We start from the raw sequence: 17,211 nt of genomic DNA on the forward strand, positions 1-17,211 counted from the left end.
TGCGGCCGGTTGGACCCGGCCACACCCCCTTCGTCATGCCGTCAGGAGAGCGAAGCCCCGGTGATCGCCCCGGCGGAGCCGGAGCCCACGCGCTCGAGGTCGAGGGTGAGTACGAGGGTGCCACCGTCGCGGTTGCCGTAGGTGACGGTCGTGGTGCCGCTCGACGTCCGCGACCACCGCGGTCCGCCCGACGGGTTGGTCGAGCCGAAGGTCAGCTCGACCGCGTCGCTCGTGTAGGTCCACGCGCCGGACTCGCCCTTGCCCCAGGCGCGCACGAAGGCGTCGGCGTAGTCGGTGAGCGAGGTCGGCAGGCCGTCACCGGTCTGCGGTGCGTCGGCGCTGAGCGTCGCGCTGCTCACCGCGTGCTCGGTGCCGGAGGCGGCGTCGCCGGCGTCGAGCCGGACGGTGAGCGTGTCGGTCCCGTCGCTGTAGCGGACCTCGACGGAGCCGCCGTCGTGGGTGAGGCCCTGCCGCTGCCACCCGCCACCGCCGACCGCGCGCTGGCCGAAGAGCGAGCTCACGGCGCTCGCCGAGGCGTAGGTCGAGGCGACCGACCGGTCACCCCGGCCCCAGGCGCGCACGAAGGTGTCGGCGTAGGCGCCGATGTCCTTGGGCGGGGAGGTCGGGGCGCTCGCGCCCGGACCCGACGACGTGGACGAGGGGGAGGACGAGCCACTCGGGTCACCGGCCGAGCCGTCGCCCGTGGCCCGGCTCGTGCCCCCGTCGCCCGTGGCCCGGCTCGTGCCCCCGTCGCCCGGGGAGGGGGAGGAGGTGACCGTCTGCGTCGTCGGTGCATTGCTCGTCGAGCTCGAGTAGGTGACGGTCACCGTGCCGTCGGTCTCGGTGGGCTCGTCGGACCCCGACGAGCACCCCGCGAGCGCCGCCGCGAGCAGTGCGGTGACGGCGAGGACGGACACGGACCCCCTGAAGTGCTTCACGCCCAGCATCGTAGGCCCCGGCCGGGGACGACATCGTGGGCAAGGGTGCTCAGCCGAGGACGGCCGAGCGCAGGGTGTCGAGGCCCACCCCGCCCACGTCGAGTGCCCGCCGGTGGAAGGCCCGCAGGTCGAAGGCCGCCCCCTCGCGCCGGGCGGTCTCCTCGCGGAGCTGCAGCCACAGCCGCTCGCCGATCTTGTAGCTTGGCGCCTGGCCGGGCCACCCGAGATAGCGGTCGAGCTCGAAGCGCAGGAAGCCCTCGTCCATGTTGGCGTGCGCCGAGAGGAAGTCCCACGCCTTGTCATAGGTCCACGCGCCGCCACCGACCTCGGCCGGCGCCTCGAAGCCGCAGTGCACCCCGATGTCGAGGACGACGCGGGCCGCGCGCAGCGACTGCCCGTCGAGCAGACCCATGCGGTTGCCCGGGTCGTCCATGTGCCCGAGCTCGGCCATGAGCCACTCCGCGTAGAGCGCCCAGCCCTCGCCGTGCCCGGAGGTCCACGACGCCAGGCGGCGCCACCGGTTGAGCAGCTCCTTGCGGTGGACGGTCTGGCCGATCTGGAGGTGGTGGCCGGGGACGCCCTCGTGGTAGACGGTCGTCAGCTCGCGCCAGGTGCCGAAGTCGGTGACCCCCTTGGGCACCGACCACCACATGCGGCCCGGACGGGAGAAGTCGTCGCTCGGGCCCGTGTAGTAGATGCCGCCGGTCTCGGTCGGCGCGATGCGGCACTCGATGGTGCGCACCGGTTCGGGGATGTCGAGGTGCGGCGAGAGCAGCTCGATGGCCTCGTCGGCGGTGCGCTGCATCCACTCGCGCAGCGCGTCGGTGCCGTGCAGCTGGTAGCGCGGGTCGGCGTCGAGGGCCGCGACGGCCTCCTTGACGCTCGCGCCGGGCTGGATGCGCTCGGCCACGGCCGTCATCTCGGCGGTGATGCGCGCGAGCTCCTCCTGCCCCCAGGCGTAGGTCTCCTCGAGGTCGATGCGCGCACCGAGGAAGGCGCGCGAGTGCAGCGCGTAGCGCTCGCGACCGCAGGCGTCGGCCTCGGGTGCCCGGTCCCGCAGGGGCGCCAGGCGTGACGCGAGGTCACGGTAGGCACTGGCGGCGGCCTCCACCGATCGCCGGAGGTCAGCCGCGACGGAGTCGGGGAGTGGGCCGTCGTCGGTGCGCGCGTCGGTGAGCAGGCCGGCGAAGTAGCCGTCGGGGGCGGTGAGGTCGGCGCACTGCTCGATGCACCGCTCGTACTGACGAAGGGGAGCGATCTCCCCCTTCGTCGCGGCGGCGGTGAGTGAGGCGGTCCACTGGTCGAGCGCGTCGGGCACCCGGCCCATGCGGGTGGCGAGCGTGGCCCAGTCGTCGGCGCTCGCCGTCGGCATGAGGTCGAAGACGTCGCGCACCGCCTGCAGCGGCGAGGCGATGACGTTGAGCTCGGCGAGGTCGAGGCCGGCGTCGTGGAACTCCTCGGCCAGCCCGAGCCGCTCGCGCATCGCCTCGACGGTCACCCGGTCGACGTCGTCGACGGGGGTCGCCCGGTCGAGCGCGGCGAGCGTCTCCCGCCGCAGCCGGGAGTGCGCGGCGAAGCCCTCAGGGGACAGGTCGTCGAGCTCGCCATCGTGGCCGGGCAGGCCGAGGTAGGTCGCGGTGATCGGCGACAGGGCGACCTCGCGGTCGAGGTGGGCCTCGGCGATCCGGTCGACGTCGGTCTGGGGTCGGCGCTGGTCCTGGGTCACCCTGCGGACGCTACTCCGAGGCGTCGGCCGTCAGACGAGCGAGGTGGAGATCGCCGTGGCGTAGAGCAGGGGCGGCAGCAACCCGATGAGCACGACCTCGGAGGAGAGGGTGATCTCGGGGAACCACGGGACGAAGGAGGCCCCCGCGCCGGCCACGAGCGTCTCGCGATCCGACGGCACCGCGGCTGGTAGGCGCGCCGGTGCCACGATCGCGGCATGGACCGCTACCTCCACGGCCATGCCGAGCCGGTCGTCGCGTCGCACGCAGCACGGACCGTCGAGAGCTCGGCCGCCTACCTCCTCCCGCGCCTGCGTCCGGGGCTGCGGGTGCTCGACGTCGGGTGCGGGCCGGGCTCGATCACGCTCGACCTCGCGCGACGCGTCTCCCCGGGCGAGGTCGTGGGCGTCGACGCCTCGGCGCAGGTCGTCGCGCAGGCGCGCAGCGCCGCCCGGGAGGCGGGGGACGAGCGCACGACCTTCGAGGTCGCCGATGCGATGGCGCTGCCCTGGGCGGACGACTCCTTCGACGTCGTGCACGCCCACCAGGTGCTCCAGCACGTCACCGACCCCGTCGGCCTGCTCCGCGAGATGGCCCGGGTCACCCGGCCGGGTGGTCTCGTCGCCGCTCGCGACGCCGACTACGAGGCGATGACCTGGGCGCCCGCGCACCCCGGCCTGACCAGCTGGCTCGAGCTCTACCGGACGGCAGCGCGGGGGACGGGCGCCGAGCCCGACGCGGGCCGCCACCTGCTCGGCTGGTGCCACTCCGCCGGCCTCACCGACGTCGCCGCGACGGCCTCGGTCTGGTGCTACGCCGACGAGGCCGCCCGGCAGTGGTGGGGCGGGCAGTGGCAGCGACGTGCGGTCGAGTCCGGGTTCCACGACGAGGTCCTGCGCCAGGGCCTGGCCGACGAAGGGAGCATCGCCCACGTCGTCGAGGGCTGGCGGGCGTGGACGAGCTCGCCCGACGGATGGTTCGTCGTGGTGCATGGCGAAGTGCTGGCCCGGGTGCCTGCCGCCGACTGACGACCCCGGTGCGATACTCGGGGCCGCCCGTGACCCCCCTTCGCCTGGAGTGCCTGCATGACGATCACCGCCGCCGCTGACGGCTCCGCCCTCGGCAACCCCGGCCCCGCCGGCTGGGGCTGGTACATCGACGACGAGCGCTGGGCCTGCGGCGGCTGGCCGCACGGCACCAACAACATGGGCGAGCTGACCGCCGTCCTCGACCTGCTCCAGCAGACGGCGCACCTCGACGAGGAGCTGCACGTCATCTGCGACAGCAAGTACGTCATCAACTCGATCACCCAGTGGATGCCCGGCTGGAAGCGCAAGGGTTGGCGCAAGAAGGACGGCAAGCCGGTCCTCAACGTCGAGATCATGCAGGCGCTCGACGCGGCGATGCAGGGGCGCCGGGTGAGCTTCGAGTGGGTCAAGGGGCACGCCGGCCACGAGCTCAACGAGCACGCCGACCGGCTCGCCACGAGTGCCGCCGCGGCATGGTCGAAGGGGGCCGCCCCCGAGCCCGGCCCCGGCATCCCGGGTGCCCGGTCGAGTGGTGCGACGCCCCCGGCCCCGGTGCTCGGGGCGGCGTCAGGCCGGTCGGCGGCCGAGGACGAGGGTCCGCTCTCGCTCTTCTGAGGGGTGCGGGTCAGAGCCGGGCGAGCAGCTCCTCGCGACGGTGCTCGGCGAGGGCCCCGGATTCGATGGCGAGCCGGACGGCGTCCCGATCCCCGAGGAAGGCCCGCAGCAGGGTCGGCACGCTGAGCCCGGAACCTGACCGGGTGACGGTGATCGGGTCACCCGGGCGGATCTCGCCGGGGTGGTTGACCTGGAGATAGGCCCCGCTGCGTCCGTGCGCGGCGAAGCGCTTGACCCAGCCGCGCTCGCCCATGCGCTCGGCAAAGGTCGCGCACGGCACGCGCGGCCCGCGGACCTCGAGCACGGCGGCCCCGACGTGCCAGACGTCGCCGACCTCGCTCGCGTCGACGTCGAGGCCGCTCGTCGTGAGGTTCTCGCCGAACATGCCGTCGGGCAGCTCTCGGCCGAGGGTCTGCGCCCAGGCGTCGAGCTCCTCGCGGGCGAAGGCGTAGACGGCCTGGTCGCTCCCGCCGTGGTGGCGCCCGTCACCGATGTGGTCACCCGCGACGCCCGAGACACCTGAGCCGTCCTCGACGCGCTTGGGGCCCGGGTCGGCGACGGTGATGACGTCGACCGGCTGCTTGCCGATGCCGGTGGGCCTCCCCTTCGGCACACGCTGGAGCAGTGGTCGGCCGATGTTGACGCTGCGGACGCGGGGCTCACTCACCGGGCGAGCCTACGTCGCCCCCTTCGCTCCGCCCCCGCGGTTGAAATACGCCCCGCGTGCCCAAACACGCGAGGTGTATTTCAACCGCTGTCCACATCCGGGACGGAAGGGCTGACCTCATCCACAGCCGGGCTGGGTGAGTCGTCCGGCGGCGATGTCCGATCCAGCCTGTACGCATGTTGAGAGCCTCGACGCTGGCGAAGGTGGCTCGAGTCGAGGAAGCCGCCCTCGACTCCGGGGGAGTGCTGAGCCGGCGCCAGACGACGGAGTTCGGCCTGCACCGCGACGTCGTGGCGAGGCTCGTTCGCGATCGTAGATGGGCCCGGTGCGGCACCCGGTCGGTGGTGACTCACTGCGGGCCGATCGATCCGATCGGCTTGCGTTGGCGAGCGGTCCACGAGGTGGGCGGTGGTGCCCTCGTCGACGGGGTGAGCGCCTTGCAGGCCGCAGGGTTGCGCGGGCTGGCCGACGAGATCGTGCACGTCTCGGTGCACAAGCTGAAAAGGGCTCCGGACGTCGAAGGCGTGGAGGTGCACAAGCTCGCGCGCAGACTGTGCGACGACGATATGCCGACCGGCCTGCCACGGACCCGACCTGCACTGGCCGCCCTCCGCGCGGCGCAGTGGGCGGTCAGCGATCGCCAGGCGGCACTGTTCCTGGTGATGCCGGTCCAGCAGCGCATCGTGACCGGCGAGCACCTGAAGGAGGCCCATCAGTGGTACGTGGGTCGGCGGCGTCGTGCCCTCGTCGCCCGGCTCATCGACGACATCGTCGGCGGCGCCCAGGCGCTCGGGGAGCTCGACCTCGCGGCCCTGTGCCGGGCCCGGGGTTTGCCGTCACCGGAGCGACAGGTCGTGGTCGACGGGCGTGGCGGCCGCTACTACCTCGATGTCCGCTGGAAGATCGGCCTCGTCGTCGAGGTCGACGGACGGCACCATCTGGAGGGTGACTCACCCGTCGAGGACATGTTGCGCCAGAACGACATCGCGATGCGCAGCGACATGATCCTGCGCGTCCCCCTGCTCGGGCTGCGTCTCGAGCCCGACGCCTTCCTCGACCAGATCGTCGAGGCACACCGCCTGCTCAGCCTGCGAGCGGCTGGGTGACCATCGGGGCTGACGAATGAAATACACCCCGCGTGTCTGAACACGCGGGGTGTATTTCAACCGCCGGAGGGGCAGCGGGTCAGCGGGGGAGGGCCGAGGCTCGCCAGCCGCCGCGCGAGGGGTGGACCGGGCCACGCACGAGGCGCTCGCGGGAGGCCCAGCGCGAAGGGGGAGCCGCCGGGGCCTCGTCCTCGCCGCCACCCAGCCCGGACAGGACCGCGACGAGGGCCGCGACCTGCTCGGGGGAGGCGTCGCCGAGGACCTCGATGCGCGGGCCGGCAGGGGTCTCGGCCTGCTCGGTGGCCTCGGACTGCTCGGTGGGCTGAGCCTGCGAAGCCGTCACAGCGTGGAGCCGCTGGGTGGGCTGAGCCTGCGAAGCCGTCACAGCGGAATGTTCCCGTGCTTCTTGGCCGGCAGGCTCTCGCGCTTGGTGCTCAGGGCCCGCAGCGCCTTGGAGACGTTCATGCGCGTGTTGCTCGGCGTGATGACCGTGTCGATGTAGCCCCGCTCGGCGGCGACGTAGGGGTTGGCCAGCGCGTCCTCGTAGGCGGTGATGAACTCCTGACGCGCCTCGTCGAGGTCGCGCCCCTCGGCCTCGGCGGCCGCGAGCTGCTTGCGGTAAAGGATGTTGACCGCGCCCTGCGCACCCATGACCGCGATCTGGGCGGTCGGCCACGCAAGGTTGATGTCGGCACCGAGGTGCTTGGAGCCCATGACGTCGTAGGCGCCGCCGTAGGCCTTGCGGGTGATGACCGTGACGAGCGGGACGGTCGCCTCGGCGTAGGCGTAGATGAGCTTGGCGCCGCGGCGGATGATGCCGTTCCACTCCTGGTCGGTGCCGGGCAGGAAGCCTGGGACGTCGACGAGGGTGAGGACCGGGACGTTGAAGGCGTCGCACGTGCGCACGAAGCGCGCGGCCTTCTCCGAGGCGTCGATGTCGAGGGTGCCTGCAAACTGCATCGGGTTGTTGGCGACGACACCGATCGAGCGGCCCTCGACGCGGGCGAAGCCGCAGATGATGTTGGGCGCGAAGAGCGGGTGCACCTCGAGGAACTCACCGTCGTCGACGATGGTCTCGATGACCTGCTTCATGTCGTAGGGCATGTTGGCCGAGTCGGGGATGATCGTGTCGAGCACCAGGTCGGTGTCGTTGACCGCGAGGTCGAGCTCCTCACCGAAGCGCGGGGCGTCCTCGAGGTTGTTGCTCGGCAGGTACGACAGGAGCGCCTTGACGTAGTCGATGGCGTCCTCCTCGTCGGAGCCCATGTAGTGCGCGACACCCGACTTGGTGTTGTGCGACCGGGCGCCACCGAGGTCCTCGAACTCGACGTCCTCGCCGGTGACGGTCTTGATGACGTCGGGGCCGGTGATGAACATGTGCGAGGTCTGGTCGACCATGACGGTGAAGTCGGTGACGGCGGGGGAGTAGACGGCACCGCCGGCGCAGGGGCCCATGATGAGCGAGATCTGCGGGATCACACCCGACGCGTGGACGTTGCGCTTGAAGATCTCGCCGTAGAGACCCAGTGAGACGACGCCCTCTTGGATGCGCGCCCCACCGGAGTCGTTGAGACCGATGACCGGGCACCCGATCTTCATCGCGAAGTCCATGACCTTGGTGATCTTCTCGCCGAAGACCTCGCCGAGGGACCCACCGAAGACGGTGAAGTCCTGCGCGAAGACCGCGACCTGCCGACCGTCGACCGTGCCGTAGCCGGTGACGACGCCGTCGCCGTAGGGGCGGTTGGCCTCCTGGCCGAAGGCGGTCGAGCGGTGCCGCGCGTACTTGTCCATCTCGACGAAGCTGCCCTCGTCGAGGAGGAGGTCGAGGCGCTCGCGGGCGGTCTTCTTGCCGCGCGCGTGCTGCTTCTCGATCGCGCGCTCCGATCCGGCATGCGCGACCTCGGCCACCCGACGCTTCAGGTCGGCGAGCTTGCCGGCCGTCGTGTGGATGTCGATGTCGGCGGGGACGTCGGTGCCACCGATCGCCTGAGCGTCAGTGGTCTCGGTGCTCTGGGACATGGGGCGCAGCCTAGCCTTGCCGCCATGCTCCCTCCGATCGACGTCCACCGACTGACCGAGGCGTTGCCCACGTCACACGGGTGGGCCCCCGTCGCCCATCTCGACGAGGTCGGCTCGACCAACGCCGAGGCCCTCGACCGGGCCCGGCCGTGGGCTCCCGTCATCGCCGAGCTGCAGACCGCCGGGCGCGGTCGTCTGGGCCGGGCCTGGCAGGAGACCCGCAGCGCGGGACTGGCGATGTCCGTCGTCGTGCCCCGCGTGCCCGACCCCGGCTGGCTGCCCCTCGCCGCCGGCCTGGCCGTCCGCGACGCCGTGGCCGCCCTCGGCGTCGAGACCGAGCTGAAGTGGCCCAACGACGTCCTGCTCCCCGCCGACGACGGGCGCAAGGTCTGCGGGATCCTGTGCCAGATGCTGCCCACCGGGGAGGGGGTCGTCGTGGGCATCGGCATCAACGTCCACCACGCACGGGACCAGCTCCCCGTGGCGACGGCGACCTCCCTTCGCCTCGCCGGCGTTGCCGCCGACCGCACCGAGCTGGCCGCCGCGGTCCTCACCCGGCTGCGGGCCCTCCACGCTGACCTCGCCGACGGCAGCGACCGGGCGAAGGGGGTCCACCTCGCCTACCGCGCCGCGTGCGGGACCATCGGTCGGCTCGTCGACGTGCATCGGCCCGACGGGTCCGTGGAGACGGCGCGGGCCGTCGACGTCGACGCCGACGGCAGGCTGGTCATCAGCGTTGACGGTCGCTTCGATACGGTGGCGGCAGGTGACGTGCAGCACATCCGCCCCGCGGGCACGCCACCTCGCCCGTGACCGCGACCGGTCACCCGACCCCACACGCGCACGGAGGTGGCCTTGTCGAGCAGCCCGCCTGATGGTCCGTCGCCCCTTCCCGAGCTCGCCCCTGACCCGGCCCTCGAGGCCTTCGAGCGCGCCATGCTCGGCCGCCCCGCGAGCATGGGGCGCCGTGAGGTCTCCCGCGGCGCGGGCGTCTCGATCCGCTCGGCCCGCAAGTTCTGGCACGCCATGGGGTTCCCCGTCGTCCAGGAGGGCGACGCGATGTTCACCGAGGCCGACCTCGACGCGCTGAGCCGCGTCGCGGCGATGGTCCGTGAGGGGGACATCCCCGAGGAGTTCGCCCTCGCGATGACCCGGGCCATCGCCCGCACCATGGACCGCCTGGCGGCCTGGCAGGGCCAGCTGGTCAGCGAGGAGATCGCCCGGCTGCGCCGCGGTGACGCCCTCGAGGGCGACCCCGACGAGCCGGCCGACGACACGACCCCGCGCGGTGCCGCGGCCACCTCGACCCGCGACGCCGAGGCCGCGGCCGCCTGGCTCGCCGAGCTGTCCGACGAGCTCGAGCCGCTGCTGGTCTACGTGTGGCGTCGCCAGCTCACCGCGACGATCCAGCGGCTGCTCACCGTCGAGGAGGACGGCAGCCGGGCCTCGGTCATCGGCTTCGCCGACCTGGTCAACTTCACCTCGGTCGTGCGCCGGCTCACCGAGCGCGACCTCGCCCGCATGGTCCAGCGCTTCGAGGACCTGTGCACCGACGTCGTCACCGCCCACGGCGGCCGGGTGGTCAAGACCGTCGGTGACGAGGTGCTCTTCCAGACCTTCGAGGTGGCGCCCGCGGCGGCCATCGCGCTCGACCTCGTCGAGGCGATGGGCGAGGACGACCTGCTGCCCTCGGCCCGGGTCGGCATGGCCCACGGGCCGGTCGTGCGTCGCCTCGGCGACGTCTTCGGCACGACGGTCAACCGCGCGAGCCGGCTGACCGCGGTGGCCCCGCCCGGTGGGGTCTTCGTCGACGACGCGCTCGCCCGCCTCCTCGAGCCGCTGAGCGGCTTCTCGACCCTGCCGACCCGCCCGCGCGAGCTGCGCGGCATCGGCGAGGTGGCCCCGAGTCGCCTCGTGCGCGTCACCGGTGTGCGGCGTCCTGCGGATGTCACCGCGCACGTCTGAGCTCGAGTTCCTATGATCGCGCCATGACACGAGTGCTGCTGGCCGAGGACGACGCCGCGATCTCCGACCCGTTGGCCCGGGCCCTCGTCCGCGAAGGATACGAGGTGACGGTCCACGAGGACGGGCGTGACGCGCTCGACGCGGCGACCGGTGCCCCGCCCGACCTGCTGGTCCTTGACCTGGGTCTGCCCACGCTCGACGGGCTCGAGGTCTGCCGTCGGATGCGCGCGACCGGCTCCGACGTCCCCGTCCTGATCCTCACCGCCCGCGCCGACGAGGTCGACACGGTCGTGGGGCTCGACGCGGGTGCCGACGACTACGTCACCAAGCCCTTCCGCCTCGCCGAGCTCATGGCGCGCGTGCGCGCGCTCCTGCGCCGTCGCTCCGACGACGCCGTCGAGCCGACCGGCCCGCTGCGCATCGACGGCGACAGCCGCCGCGTGTGGTTCCACGGCGAGGAGCTGGCCCTGACGGCCAAGGAGTTCGCCGTGCTGAGCGTCCTCGTCCGCGAGGCCGGTCGGGTCGTCACCCGCGAGCAGCTCATGGGTGAGGTCTGGGAGACGGAGTGGTACGGCTCGACCAAGGCCCTCGACATGCACATCAGCGTCCTGCGCCGCAAGCTCGGTGACGACGTCGCCGACCCGAGACACATCGCCACCGTCCGTGGCGTCGGGTTCCGCTTCGACTCGTGACCGGCTCGGGCCGGGTGCGCCGCCTCCTCGTCGCGGCGATCGTCGGGGTGGCCGTCGTCACCGCGCTCGTCCTGGGCAGCGTGGCGATGGTCTCGGGGTCGCCGCACGACGCGGTCCTGGGCCTCGACCTCGTCGCCTGGACCGTCATCTCACCGCTCGTCGCCGTGGTGACGGTCGGCGGGGTGGCGCTGCTCGTCCTGCGCGTCCTCGAGCGACGGCGCCAGCGCGGTCTGGCCTTCCTCGACCGGCAGGTCCGGGCGATCCGCGAGGGGGAGGGGGCCCTGCCCCGCCCGCTCGTCGGCCTCACCGAGATCGACAAGGTCACCGGCGACCTCGCGCGGCTGGCCGGTGAGCTCGCCCAGCAGCGCGCCCTCGACCGGGACTTCGCCGCCGACGCCTCGCACCAGCTGCGCACGCCCCTGACCGCCCTGCTCATGCGCCTGGAGGAGATCGGCCAGACCGACGACCTCGACGCGATCCGCGACGAGGCGGCGGTGGCGGTGACCCAGGTCGAGCGGCTCACCGGCGTCGTCGACACGATGCGCTCACGCTCGAAGGGGGAGGCGGCGCAGCTGCCCGAGATCTCCCTCGACTCGGTCCTCGCGGGGCTGCAGCGCGAGTACCAGCCGGCCTTCTCCGCGGCCCACCGCACGATGCGGGTCGTCGGCCCGCCCGGACTGGCCGTGCGAGCCTCGCCGGTCGACCTCTCCCAGATCCTGCAGACCCTCATCGAAAATGCGCTCGCCCACGGCGCCGGTCGGGTCGAGATCGAGGTGCGCGGCTCGGGCACCTCGGTCGTCATCGAGGTGCGTGACGAGGGCGAGGGGATCCCCGCAGCGATCGCCCCGCACATCTTCGAACGGTCGGTGACCTCGCACGGCTCCGGGCTCGGCCTGGGGCTGGCCCGGCAGCTCGCCGAGCGCAACGGTGGCCGGCTCGAGCTGGTCCAGGCCCAGCCGGCCGTCTTCTCGATCTTCCTCTCCGGCCCCGGCAGCCGCTGAGCGGGTCAGCCCCGGGGGTCCTCGTCCGACAGGGGAGAGGTGTCGACGTCCATCGGCTCGTGCGCGAAGACGAAGCGGCGGTAGGTCCAGAAGCGGAAGAGCGTGCCCAGACCGATGCCGAAGACGGTCGCGATGTTGTCGGCCAGCCGGGACTCGAAGCCGAGGACGTAGTGCGAGATCACCAGACACAGCGTCGAGATGACCAGCGCGAGGCCGTTGACGACGAAGAAGAGGGTGACCTCGTGGTGCACCGGGCGGGAGCGTCGGTGCGCGAAGGTCCAGCTGCGGTTGCCGAACCACGCGAAGAGCGTCGCGGCGACGCCGCTCAGGATGCGTGCCGTCGTCGGCTTGCCCTCGAGGACGGTGTGGGTCAGGAGATTCATGCCGCCGAGGTCGATGACGAAGCTGATTGCGCCGATGAGCCCGAACTTCGCGACCTCGTGCCAGATCGTGTCGACGAGGCGCCCGAACCCGCCGCGGCGATGGGGCGGCGTGACGTCGTCTGCGGCCTCGGAGGCCGTCCGTGTGGTGTCTGGCATCCCGAGCAGCGTAATCCGCGACGGCCGGCGCTGTCGGCCACGTATCCTCGGGCAGGTGTCGACACCCCCACGTGCCCCCGGAGGATTCCCCGTCGTCGGTGTGATCGGTGGTGGTCAGCTCGCCCGGATGTGTGCCGGACCGGCCGCCGAGCTCGGCATCACCCTCGCGGTTCTCGCCGAGGGGCCCGACGCCGCAGCCGCGCTCGTCACCCCCTTCGCCCCGGTCGGTGACCACACCGACGTCGCGACGGTGCGCGACTTCGCCCGGCACTGCGATGTCGTCACCTTCGACCACGAGCACGTGCCGGCCGACGTCCTCGAGGCCCTGGTCGCCGACGGCGTCGCGGTCCACCCGACCCCTCAGGCGCTGCGGCACGCCCAGGACAAGCTCGTCATGCGGCGCGCCCTCACCGGTGCCGGCGTCCCGTGCCCCCGGTGGGCTGCGGCCCGGACCGAGGCCGACGTCGTGGCCTTCGGCGACGAGACCGGTTGGCCGCTCGTCGTCAAGACCCCGCGCGGCGGTTACGACGGCAAGGGGGTGCTCGTGGCCGACACCGTCGACGACGTGCGCGACTGGCTCGCCGCCGCGGCGGAGCGTGACGAGGAGCTGCTCCTCGAGGAGGCCGTCCCCTTCGTCCGCGAGCTCGCCGTGCTGCTCGCCCGCAGCCCCTCCGGCCAGGCCGCGGCGTGGCCGGTCGTCGAGACCGTCCAGACCGACGGCATCTGCACCGAGGTCATCGCGCCGGCCCCCGACCTGGCCCCCGAGGCCGCCGAGGCGGCGACCCTCGTCGGGCTCGACATCGCGGCCGCCCTGGGCGTCACCGGGGTGATGGCCGTCGAGCTCTTCGAGCTCGCCGACGGCTCGGTCGTCGTCAACGAGCTCGCGATGCGCCCGCACAACTCCGGCCATTGGAGCATGGACGGCGCGGTGACCGGGCAGTTCGAGCAGCACCTGCGCGCCGTCCTCGACCTGCCGCTCGGCTCGCCCTGGGCCCGCGAGCCGTGGACCGTCATGGGCAACGTGCTCGGCGGCGAGCACCAAGACCTCTACCCCACCTACCGGCACCTCATGGCCCGCGACCCCGAGCTCAAGGTGCACCTCTACGGCAAGGGCGTGCGCCCCGGTCGCAAGATCGGCCACGTCAACGTCAGCGGCACCGACCTGACGGACCTGCGGGAGCGGGCACGGCACGCGGCCGACTACATCCAGGGAGTGATCGTGGAATGAGCAGGGTGAGCAGCACCGAGGGTCCACGTGTCGGGCTCGTCATGGGCAGCGACAGCGACTGGCCGACGATGGAGGCGGCCGCCGACGTGCTCGAGGAGTTCGGCATCGCCTTCGAGGCCGACGTCGTCTCCGCGCACCGCATGCCCACCGAGATGGTCGAGTACGGGCAGCAGGCCGAAGGGAGGGGCCTGCGGGTGATCATCGCCGGTGCCGGCGGCGCCGCGCACCTGCCCGGCATGCTCGCCTCGGTGACGCCCCTGCCGGTCGTGGGCGTGCCTGTGCCGCTGAAGCACCTGGACGGCATGGACTCGCTGCTGTCGATCGTGCAGATGCCCGCCGGCATCCCCGTCGCGACCATGGCCGTCGGGGGAGCGCGCAATGCCGGCCTGATGGCCGTGCGCATCCTCGCCGCCGGCGAGGAGGAGGAGCCGCAGCGGCTGCGTCAGGAGCTGGCCCGGTTTGCCGAGGACCTGTCGGCGCAGGCCCACGCGAAGGGGGAGCGGCTGCGCCAGCGCGTCGCCGGCGGCTGAGCTCAGCGCGCGGCGCCCTCGTTGCGCAGCTGGCGCCACTCGATCTTGGGGCAGGTGTTCATGACGACCTGCAGGCCGGCCTCCTTGGCGCGGTCGGCCGCGGCCGGGTCCTCGACGCCGAGCTGCATCCAGATCGCGTCGATCTTCAGGCGGTCCTTGTGGGCGATGGCCTCGTCGACGAGCGCGCCGACCTCGCCGCTGTTGACGAAGAGGTCGATGACCTTGACGTCGCCGTCAGGGATGTCGGAGATGGTGGCGTAGCCCTGATCGCCGTCGACGACCTCGGCCTCGTGGTGCACCGGGATGATCGCCTTGTGCATCTCGTACTTGAGCCAGCGAGCCACGCGGTGCGCGTCGCGCTCGGTGTTGTTGCTCAGTCCGACGACGACCCACGTGCCGGGGTCGGCGATGAGGCGCCGCATGGTCTCGGTGTCGTTCTTGTGCGTCAGGCTCATGGAGACCATCCAACGCCCCCGTGGCCGGGGAATCAACGGCCCACGCCACGCCTTGTCACGGAATGTCCGTCTTCGTCGGCCATAATGCGCCGGGGAGCCCACCCCAGACCCGAGCAGTGAGGAAGCACGTGACTACCAAGATCGCCGTCGTCGGGACCGGATACGTCGGCCTGTCCATGGCCGTCCTGCTGGCCCAGCACAACGAGGTGGTCGGCTTCGACATCGACGCTCGCCGCGTCGAGATGCTGGGTGCCGGCACGAGCCCGATCCAGGACGAGGAGATCATCCACTTCCTCGCCCACCGTGACCTGGACCTGACCTTCACGCTGGACAAGCAGACCGCCTACGCGGGGGCCGACTTCGTCGTCATCGCGACGCCGACCGACTACGACCCGGACACCAACTACTTCAACACCAGCTCGGTCGAGGGCGTCGCGCGCGACGTCATGGAGATCAACCCCGACGCCGTCATGGTCGTCAAGTCCACGATCCCCGTCGGCTTCACCAGCGGGCTGCGCGACAAGCTCGGCACGGACAACCTCATCTTCAGCCCCGAGTTCCTGCGCGAGGGCAAGGCCCTGCAGGACAACCTCCACCCCAGCCGGATCGTCGTCGGCGAGGTCAGCGACCGCGCCCGCCGCTTCGCCGACCTGCTCGTACAGGGCGCCGAGGACACCGACGTGCCGGTGCTGCTCACCGACTCCACCGAGGCCGAGGCGATCAAGCTCTTCGCCAACACCTACCTCGCGATGCGCGTCGCCTACTTCAACGAGCTCGACACCTTCGCGGCCACGCACGGGCTCAACACCCGCCAGATCATCGACGGCGTCGGCCACGACCCGCGCATCGGCACGCACTACAACAACCCGTCCTTCGGCTACGGCGGCTACTGCCTGCCCAAGGACACCAAGCAGCTGCTGGCCAACTACCAGGACGTCCCGCAGAACCTCATGCAGGCCGTCGTCGACTCCAACCGCACCCGCAAGGACTTCGTCGCCGAGGACATCCTGCGCCGCCAGCCCAAGGTCGTCGGCGTCCACCGCCTGATCATGAAGGCCGGGTCGGACAACTTCCGGGCCTCCTCGATCCAGGGGATCATGAAGCGCCTGAAGGGCAAGGGCGTGCAGGTCGTCATCTTCGAGCCGGCGCTCGACGAGGACGAGTTCTTCGGGTCGAAGGTCTACCGCGACCTCGAGGAGTTCAAGGCGGTCGCCGACGTCATCATCGCCAACCGGCAGACCGCGGACCTCGCGGACGTCGCCGACAAGGTCTACACCCGCGACCTCTTCGGCACCGACAGCTGAGTCTCGTCTGGCTGGCTCCGGCCAGCTTCGGGTCGGCTCCGGTTGGTCCGGTCGGCTCCGGTTGACCTGTGCCTGATCGTGACTGTGTGGGCAGGCGACAGACCATGGGTGTGCGTCTTGTCGTTGAACACCTGTGCAAGGCCGGTGGGGCGGCCGGTAGCATCACGGCCGTGAGCGCGAACCCTGACTTCGACATGTTCCGTACCTCCGAGGACCACGAGGCGATCCGTGAGGCCGTCCGGGCCGTCGCGGAGGCGAAGATCAAGCCCTTCGCCGCCGAAGTGGACGAGGAGTCCCGCTTCCCGAGCGAGGCCAACCAGGCCCTCATCGCCTCGGACTTCCACGCGGCCCACGTGGCCGAGGAGCACGGCGGCGTCGGTGCCGACGCCCTCGCGGTGTGCATCATCATCGAGGAGGTCGCGCGCGTCTGCGCGTCGTCCTCGCTCATCCCGGCCGTCAACAAGCTCGGCTCGATGCCGGTGATCCTCGGCGGGTCCGAGGAGATCAACGCCCGGTACATGCCGCGCCTGGCGAAGGGGGAGGGCTTCAGCTACGGCCTCTCCGAGCGCGAGGCCGGGTCCGACACGGCGGGCATGAAGTGCAAGGCCACCAAGGACGGCGACGACTGGGTCCTCAACGGCCAGAAGGCCTGGATCACCAATGCCGGTGAGTCCGAGCTCTACACCGTCCTGGCGGTCACCGACCCCGACGGCCCCCGAGGCAACAACATTTCGGCCTTCGTCGTCGAGAAGTCCGACGAGGGCTTCGGCTTCTCGGAGAAGGAGCGCAAGCTCGGCATCAAGGGCAGCCCGACGCGAGAGCTGCACTTCGACAACTGCCGCATCCCCGGCGACCGCATCGTCGGCGCCGAGGGCGAGGGCCTGAAGATCGCTCTGCGCACCCTCGACCACACCCGCGTGACGATCGGCGCGCAGGCCGTCGGCATCGCCCAGGGCGCCCTCGACGAGGCGCTGGCCTACGTCAAGGAGCGCCAGCAGTTCGGCAAGCACATCGCCGACTTCCAGGGCATCCAGTTCATGCTCGCCGACATGGCGATGGAGCTCGAGGCCGCGCGCCAGATGGTCTACGTCGCCGCAGCCAAGTCCGAGCGCCACGACGCCGACCTGTCCTTCTTCGGTGCCGCGGCCAAGTGCTTCGCCTCCGACGTCGCGATGAAGGTGACGACCGATGCGGTCCAGCTCCTCGGTGGCGCCGGCTACACGCGTGACTTCCCGCTCGAGCGGATGATGCGCGACGCCAAGATCACCCAGATCTACGAGGGCACCAACCAGGTCCAGCGGGTCGTCATGGCGCGCCAGCTGCTCAAGGGTCTGCCCACCGCGCGCTGACCCGCGTCGGACTCAGCACGAGAAACCTCCCCTTCGCAAGGGTTTCAA

At 71.7% G+C, this 17,211-nt stretch carries 19 protein-coding genes; 11 read left to right on the forward strand and 8 right to left on the reverse strand.

Features of this window, described 5'->3' with window-relative positions:
- Positions 1 to 41: 41 nt before the first annotated feature.
- From B9B60_RS06225 to B9B60_RS17125, 3 genes are read right to left on the reverse strand one after another with little or no spacing between them, the layout of a single operon-like run.
- Positions 42 to 938, reverse strand: coding sequence for a hypothetical protein (locus B9B60_RS06225; RefSeq protein WP_143445461.1), 897 nt, complete (start codon positions 936 to 938; stop codon positions 42 to 44).
- Positions 939 to 987: 49 nt separating this feature from the next.
- On the reverse strand, positions 988 to 2,664 hold the full coding sequence (locus B9B60_RS06230) for a DUF885 domain-containing protein (RefSeq protein WP_084450330.1): 1,677 nt from the start codon (positions 2,662 to 2,664) through the stop codon (positions 988 to 990).
- 30 nt (positions 2,665 to 2,694) lie between these two features.
- Entirely contained in the window at positions 2,695 to 2,871 is a 177-nt protein-coding gene (locus B9B60_RS17125; protein ID WP_159451162.1) for a hypothetical protein, read from the reverse strand.
- A 9-nt stretch (positions 2,872 to 2,880) separates the two neighbouring features.
- On the opposite strand from B9B60_RS17125, the gene B9B60_RS06235 reads away from it, so the two are divergent.
- Positions 2,881 to 3,690, forward strand: a complete 810-nt coding sequence (locus B9B60_RS06235) for a methyltransferase domain-containing protein (RefSeq protein ID WP_084450331.1) — start codon at positions 2,881 to 2,883, stop codon at positions 3,688 to 3,690.
- Between the two features lie 57 nt (positions 3,691 to 3,747).
- Positions 3,748 to 4,305 (forward strand): ribonuclease H family protein, encoded by a 558-nt coding sequence (locus tag B9B60_RS06240; RefSeq protein ID WP_084450332.1) that lies wholly within the window; start codon positions 3,748 to 3,750, stop codon positions 4,303 to 4,305.
- 10 nt (positions 4,306 to 4,315) lie between these two features.
- On the opposite strand, the gene B9B60_RS06245 is transcribed toward B9B60_RS06240, so the two are convergent.
- Positions 4,316 to 4,972 (reverse strand): MOSC domain-containing protein, encoded by a 657-nt coding sequence (locus B9B60_RS06245; protein WP_200811168.1) that lies wholly within the window; start codon positions 4,970 to 4,972, stop codon positions 4,316 to 4,318.
- Between the two features lie 176 nt (positions 4,973 to 5,148).
- On the opposite strand from B9B60_RS06245, the gene B9B60_RS06250 reads away from it, so the two are divergent.
- Positions 5,149 to 6,078, forward strand: a complete 930-nt coding sequence (locus tag B9B60_RS06250; RefSeq protein WP_143445462.1) for a hypothetical protein — start codon at positions 5,149 to 5,151, stop codon at positions 6,076 to 6,078.
- A gap of 79 nt (positions 6,079 to 6,157) precedes the next feature.
- Here the strand turns inward: B9B60_RS06250 and B9B60_RS06255 are convergent, their stop codons facing one another.
- Positions 6,158 to 6,421 carry an acyl-CoA carboxylase subunit epsilon gene (locus B9B60_RS06255; protein ID WP_084450416.1) on the reverse strand — a complete coding sequence of 88 codons (264 nt, stop codon included), beginning with the start codon at positions 6,419 to 6,421 and terminating at the stop codon, positions 6,158 to 6,160.
- A 38-nt stretch (positions 6,422 to 6,459) separates the two neighbouring features.
- Positions 6,460 to 8,100, reverse strand: coding sequence for an acyl-CoA carboxylase subunit beta (locus B9B60_RS06260; RefSeq protein WP_072625195.1), 1,641 nt, complete (start codon positions 8,098 to 8,100; stop codon positions 6,460 to 6,462).
- Between the two features lie 24 nt (positions 8,101 to 8,124).
- On the opposite strand from B9B60_RS06260, the gene B9B60_RS06265 reads away from it, so the two are divergent.
- From B9B60_RS06265 to B9B60_RS06280, 4 genes are read left to right on the forward strand one after another with little or no spacing between them, the layout of a single operon-like run.
- Positions 8,125 to 8,913: a biotin--[acetyl-CoA-carboxylase] ligase gene (locus B9B60_RS06265; protein ID WP_084450334.1), complete on the forward strand. Its 789-nt coding sequence runs from the start codon at positions 8,125 to 8,127 to the stop codon at positions 8,911 to 8,913.
- 42 nt (positions 8,914 to 8,955) lie between these two features.
- Positions 8,956 to 10,065, forward strand: a complete 1,110-nt coding sequence (locus B9B60_RS06270; protein WP_234993766.1) for an adenylate/guanylate cyclase domain-containing protein — start codon at positions 8,956 to 8,958, stop codon at positions 10,063 to 10,065.
- Between the two features lie 23 nt (positions 10,066 to 10,088).
- Positions 10,089 to 10,757, forward strand: coding sequence for a response regulator transcription factor (locus B9B60_RS06275; protein ID WP_084450335.1), 669 nt, complete (start codon positions 10,089 to 10,091; stop codon positions 10,755 to 10,757).
- Complete coding sequence (locus B9B60_RS06280; RefSeq protein ID WP_234993767.1) at positions 10,754 to 11,758, forward strand: sensor histidine kinase; 1,005 nt, start codon at positions 10,754 to 10,756, stop codon at positions 11,756 to 11,758. The genes B9B60_RS06275 and B9B60_RS06280 overlap by 4 nt, the downstream gene beginning before the upstream one ends.
- A 5-nt stretch (positions 11,759 to 11,763) precedes the next feature.
- On the opposite strand, the gene B9B60_RS06285 is transcribed toward B9B60_RS06280, so the two are convergent.
- Positions 11,764 to 12,297 carry a GtrA family protein gene (locus B9B60_RS06285; protein ID WP_084450336.1) on the reverse strand — a complete coding sequence of 178 codons (534 nt, stop codon included), beginning with the start codon at positions 12,295 to 12,297 and terminating at the stop codon, positions 11,764 to 11,766.
- 55 nt (positions 12,298 to 12,352) lie between these two features.
- Between B9B60_RS06285 and B9B60_RS06290 the strand changes: the two genes are divergently transcribed.
- A complete protein-coding gene (locus B9B60_RS06290) occupies positions 12,353 to 13,525 on the forward strand; it encodes a 5-(carboxyamino)imidazole ribonucleotide synthase (RefSeq protein WP_084450337.1) in 1,173 nt (390 codons plus the stop codon).
- A gap of 41 nt (positions 13,526 to 13,566) precedes the next feature.
- Positions 13,567 to 14,055 carry a 5-(carboxyamino)imidazole ribonucleotide mutase gene (gene purE, locus B9B60_RS06295; protein WP_407656461.1) on the forward strand — a complete coding sequence of 163 codons (489 nt, stop codon included), beginning with the start codon at positions 13,567 to 13,569 and terminating at the stop codon, positions 14,053 to 14,055.
- Positions 14,056 to 14,057: 2 nt separating this feature from the next.
- Here purE and B9B60_RS06300 read toward each other — a convergent pair whose 3' ends face one another.
- Positions 14,058 to 14,510 (reverse strand): CoA-binding protein, encoded by a 453-nt coding sequence (locus B9B60_RS06300; RefSeq protein ID WP_072626292.1) that lies wholly within the window; start codon positions 14,508 to 14,510, stop codon positions 14,058 to 14,060.
- Between the two features lie 128 nt (positions 14,511 to 14,638).
- Between B9B60_RS06300 and B9B60_RS06305 the strand changes: the two genes are divergently transcribed.
- Positions 14,639 to 15,814 carry a nucleotide sugar dehydrogenase gene (locus tag B9B60_RS06305; RefSeq protein ID WP_223277618.1) on the forward strand — a complete coding sequence of 392 codons (1,176 nt, stop codon included), beginning with the start codon at positions 14,639 to 14,641 and terminating at the stop codon, positions 15,812 to 15,814.
- Between the two features lie 170 nt (positions 15,815 to 15,984).
- Entirely contained in the window at positions 15,985 to 17,163 is a 1,179-nt protein-coding gene (locus B9B60_RS06310) for an acyl-CoA dehydrogenase family protein (protein ID WP_200811169.1), read from the forward strand.
- Positions 17,164 to 17,211: the final 48 nt, after the last annotated feature.

This window comes from Janibacter indicus, from assembly GCF_900176385.1.
GTDB lineage: Bacteria > Actinomycetota > Actinomycetes > Actinomycetales > Dermatophilaceae > Janibacter > Janibacter indicus.

Coding starts and splice junctions, on each gene's coding strand:
- B9B60_RS06235 (WP_084450331.1), top strand. CDS start 2,881: ATGGACCGCTACCTCCACGGCCATGCCGAGCCGGTCGTCGCGTCGCAC.
- B9B60_RS06240 (WP_084450332.1), top strand. CDS start 3,748: ATGACGATCACCGCCGCCGCTGACGGCTCCGCCCTCGGCAACCCCGGC.
- B9B60_RS06250 (WP_143445462.1), top strand. CDS start 5,149: ATGTTGAGAGCCTCGACGCTGGCGAAGGTGGCTCGAGTCGAGGAAGCC.
- B9B60_RS06260 (WP_072625195.1), bottom strand. CDS start 8,100: ATGTCCCAGAGCACCGAGACCACTGACGCTCAGGCGATCGGTGGCACC.
- B9B60_RS06265 (WP_084450334.1), top strand. CDS start 8,125: ATGCTCCCTCCGATCGACGTCCACCGACTGACCGAGGCGTTGCCCACG.
- B9B60_RS06275 (WP_084450335.1), top strand. CDS start 10,089: ATGACACGAGTGCTGCTGGCCGAGGACGACGCCGCGATCTCCGACCCG.
- B9B60_RS06285 (WP_084450336.1), bottom strand. CDS start 12,297: ATGCCAGACACCACACGGACGGCCTCCGAGGCCGCAGACGACGTCACG.
- purE (WP_407656461.1), top strand. CDS start 13,567: ATGGGCAGCGACAGCGACTGGCCGACGATGGAGGCGGCCGCCGACGTG.
- B9B60_RS06300 (WP_072626292.1), bottom strand. CDS start 14,510: ATGAGCCTGACGCACAAGAACGACACCGAGACCATGCGGCGCCTCATC.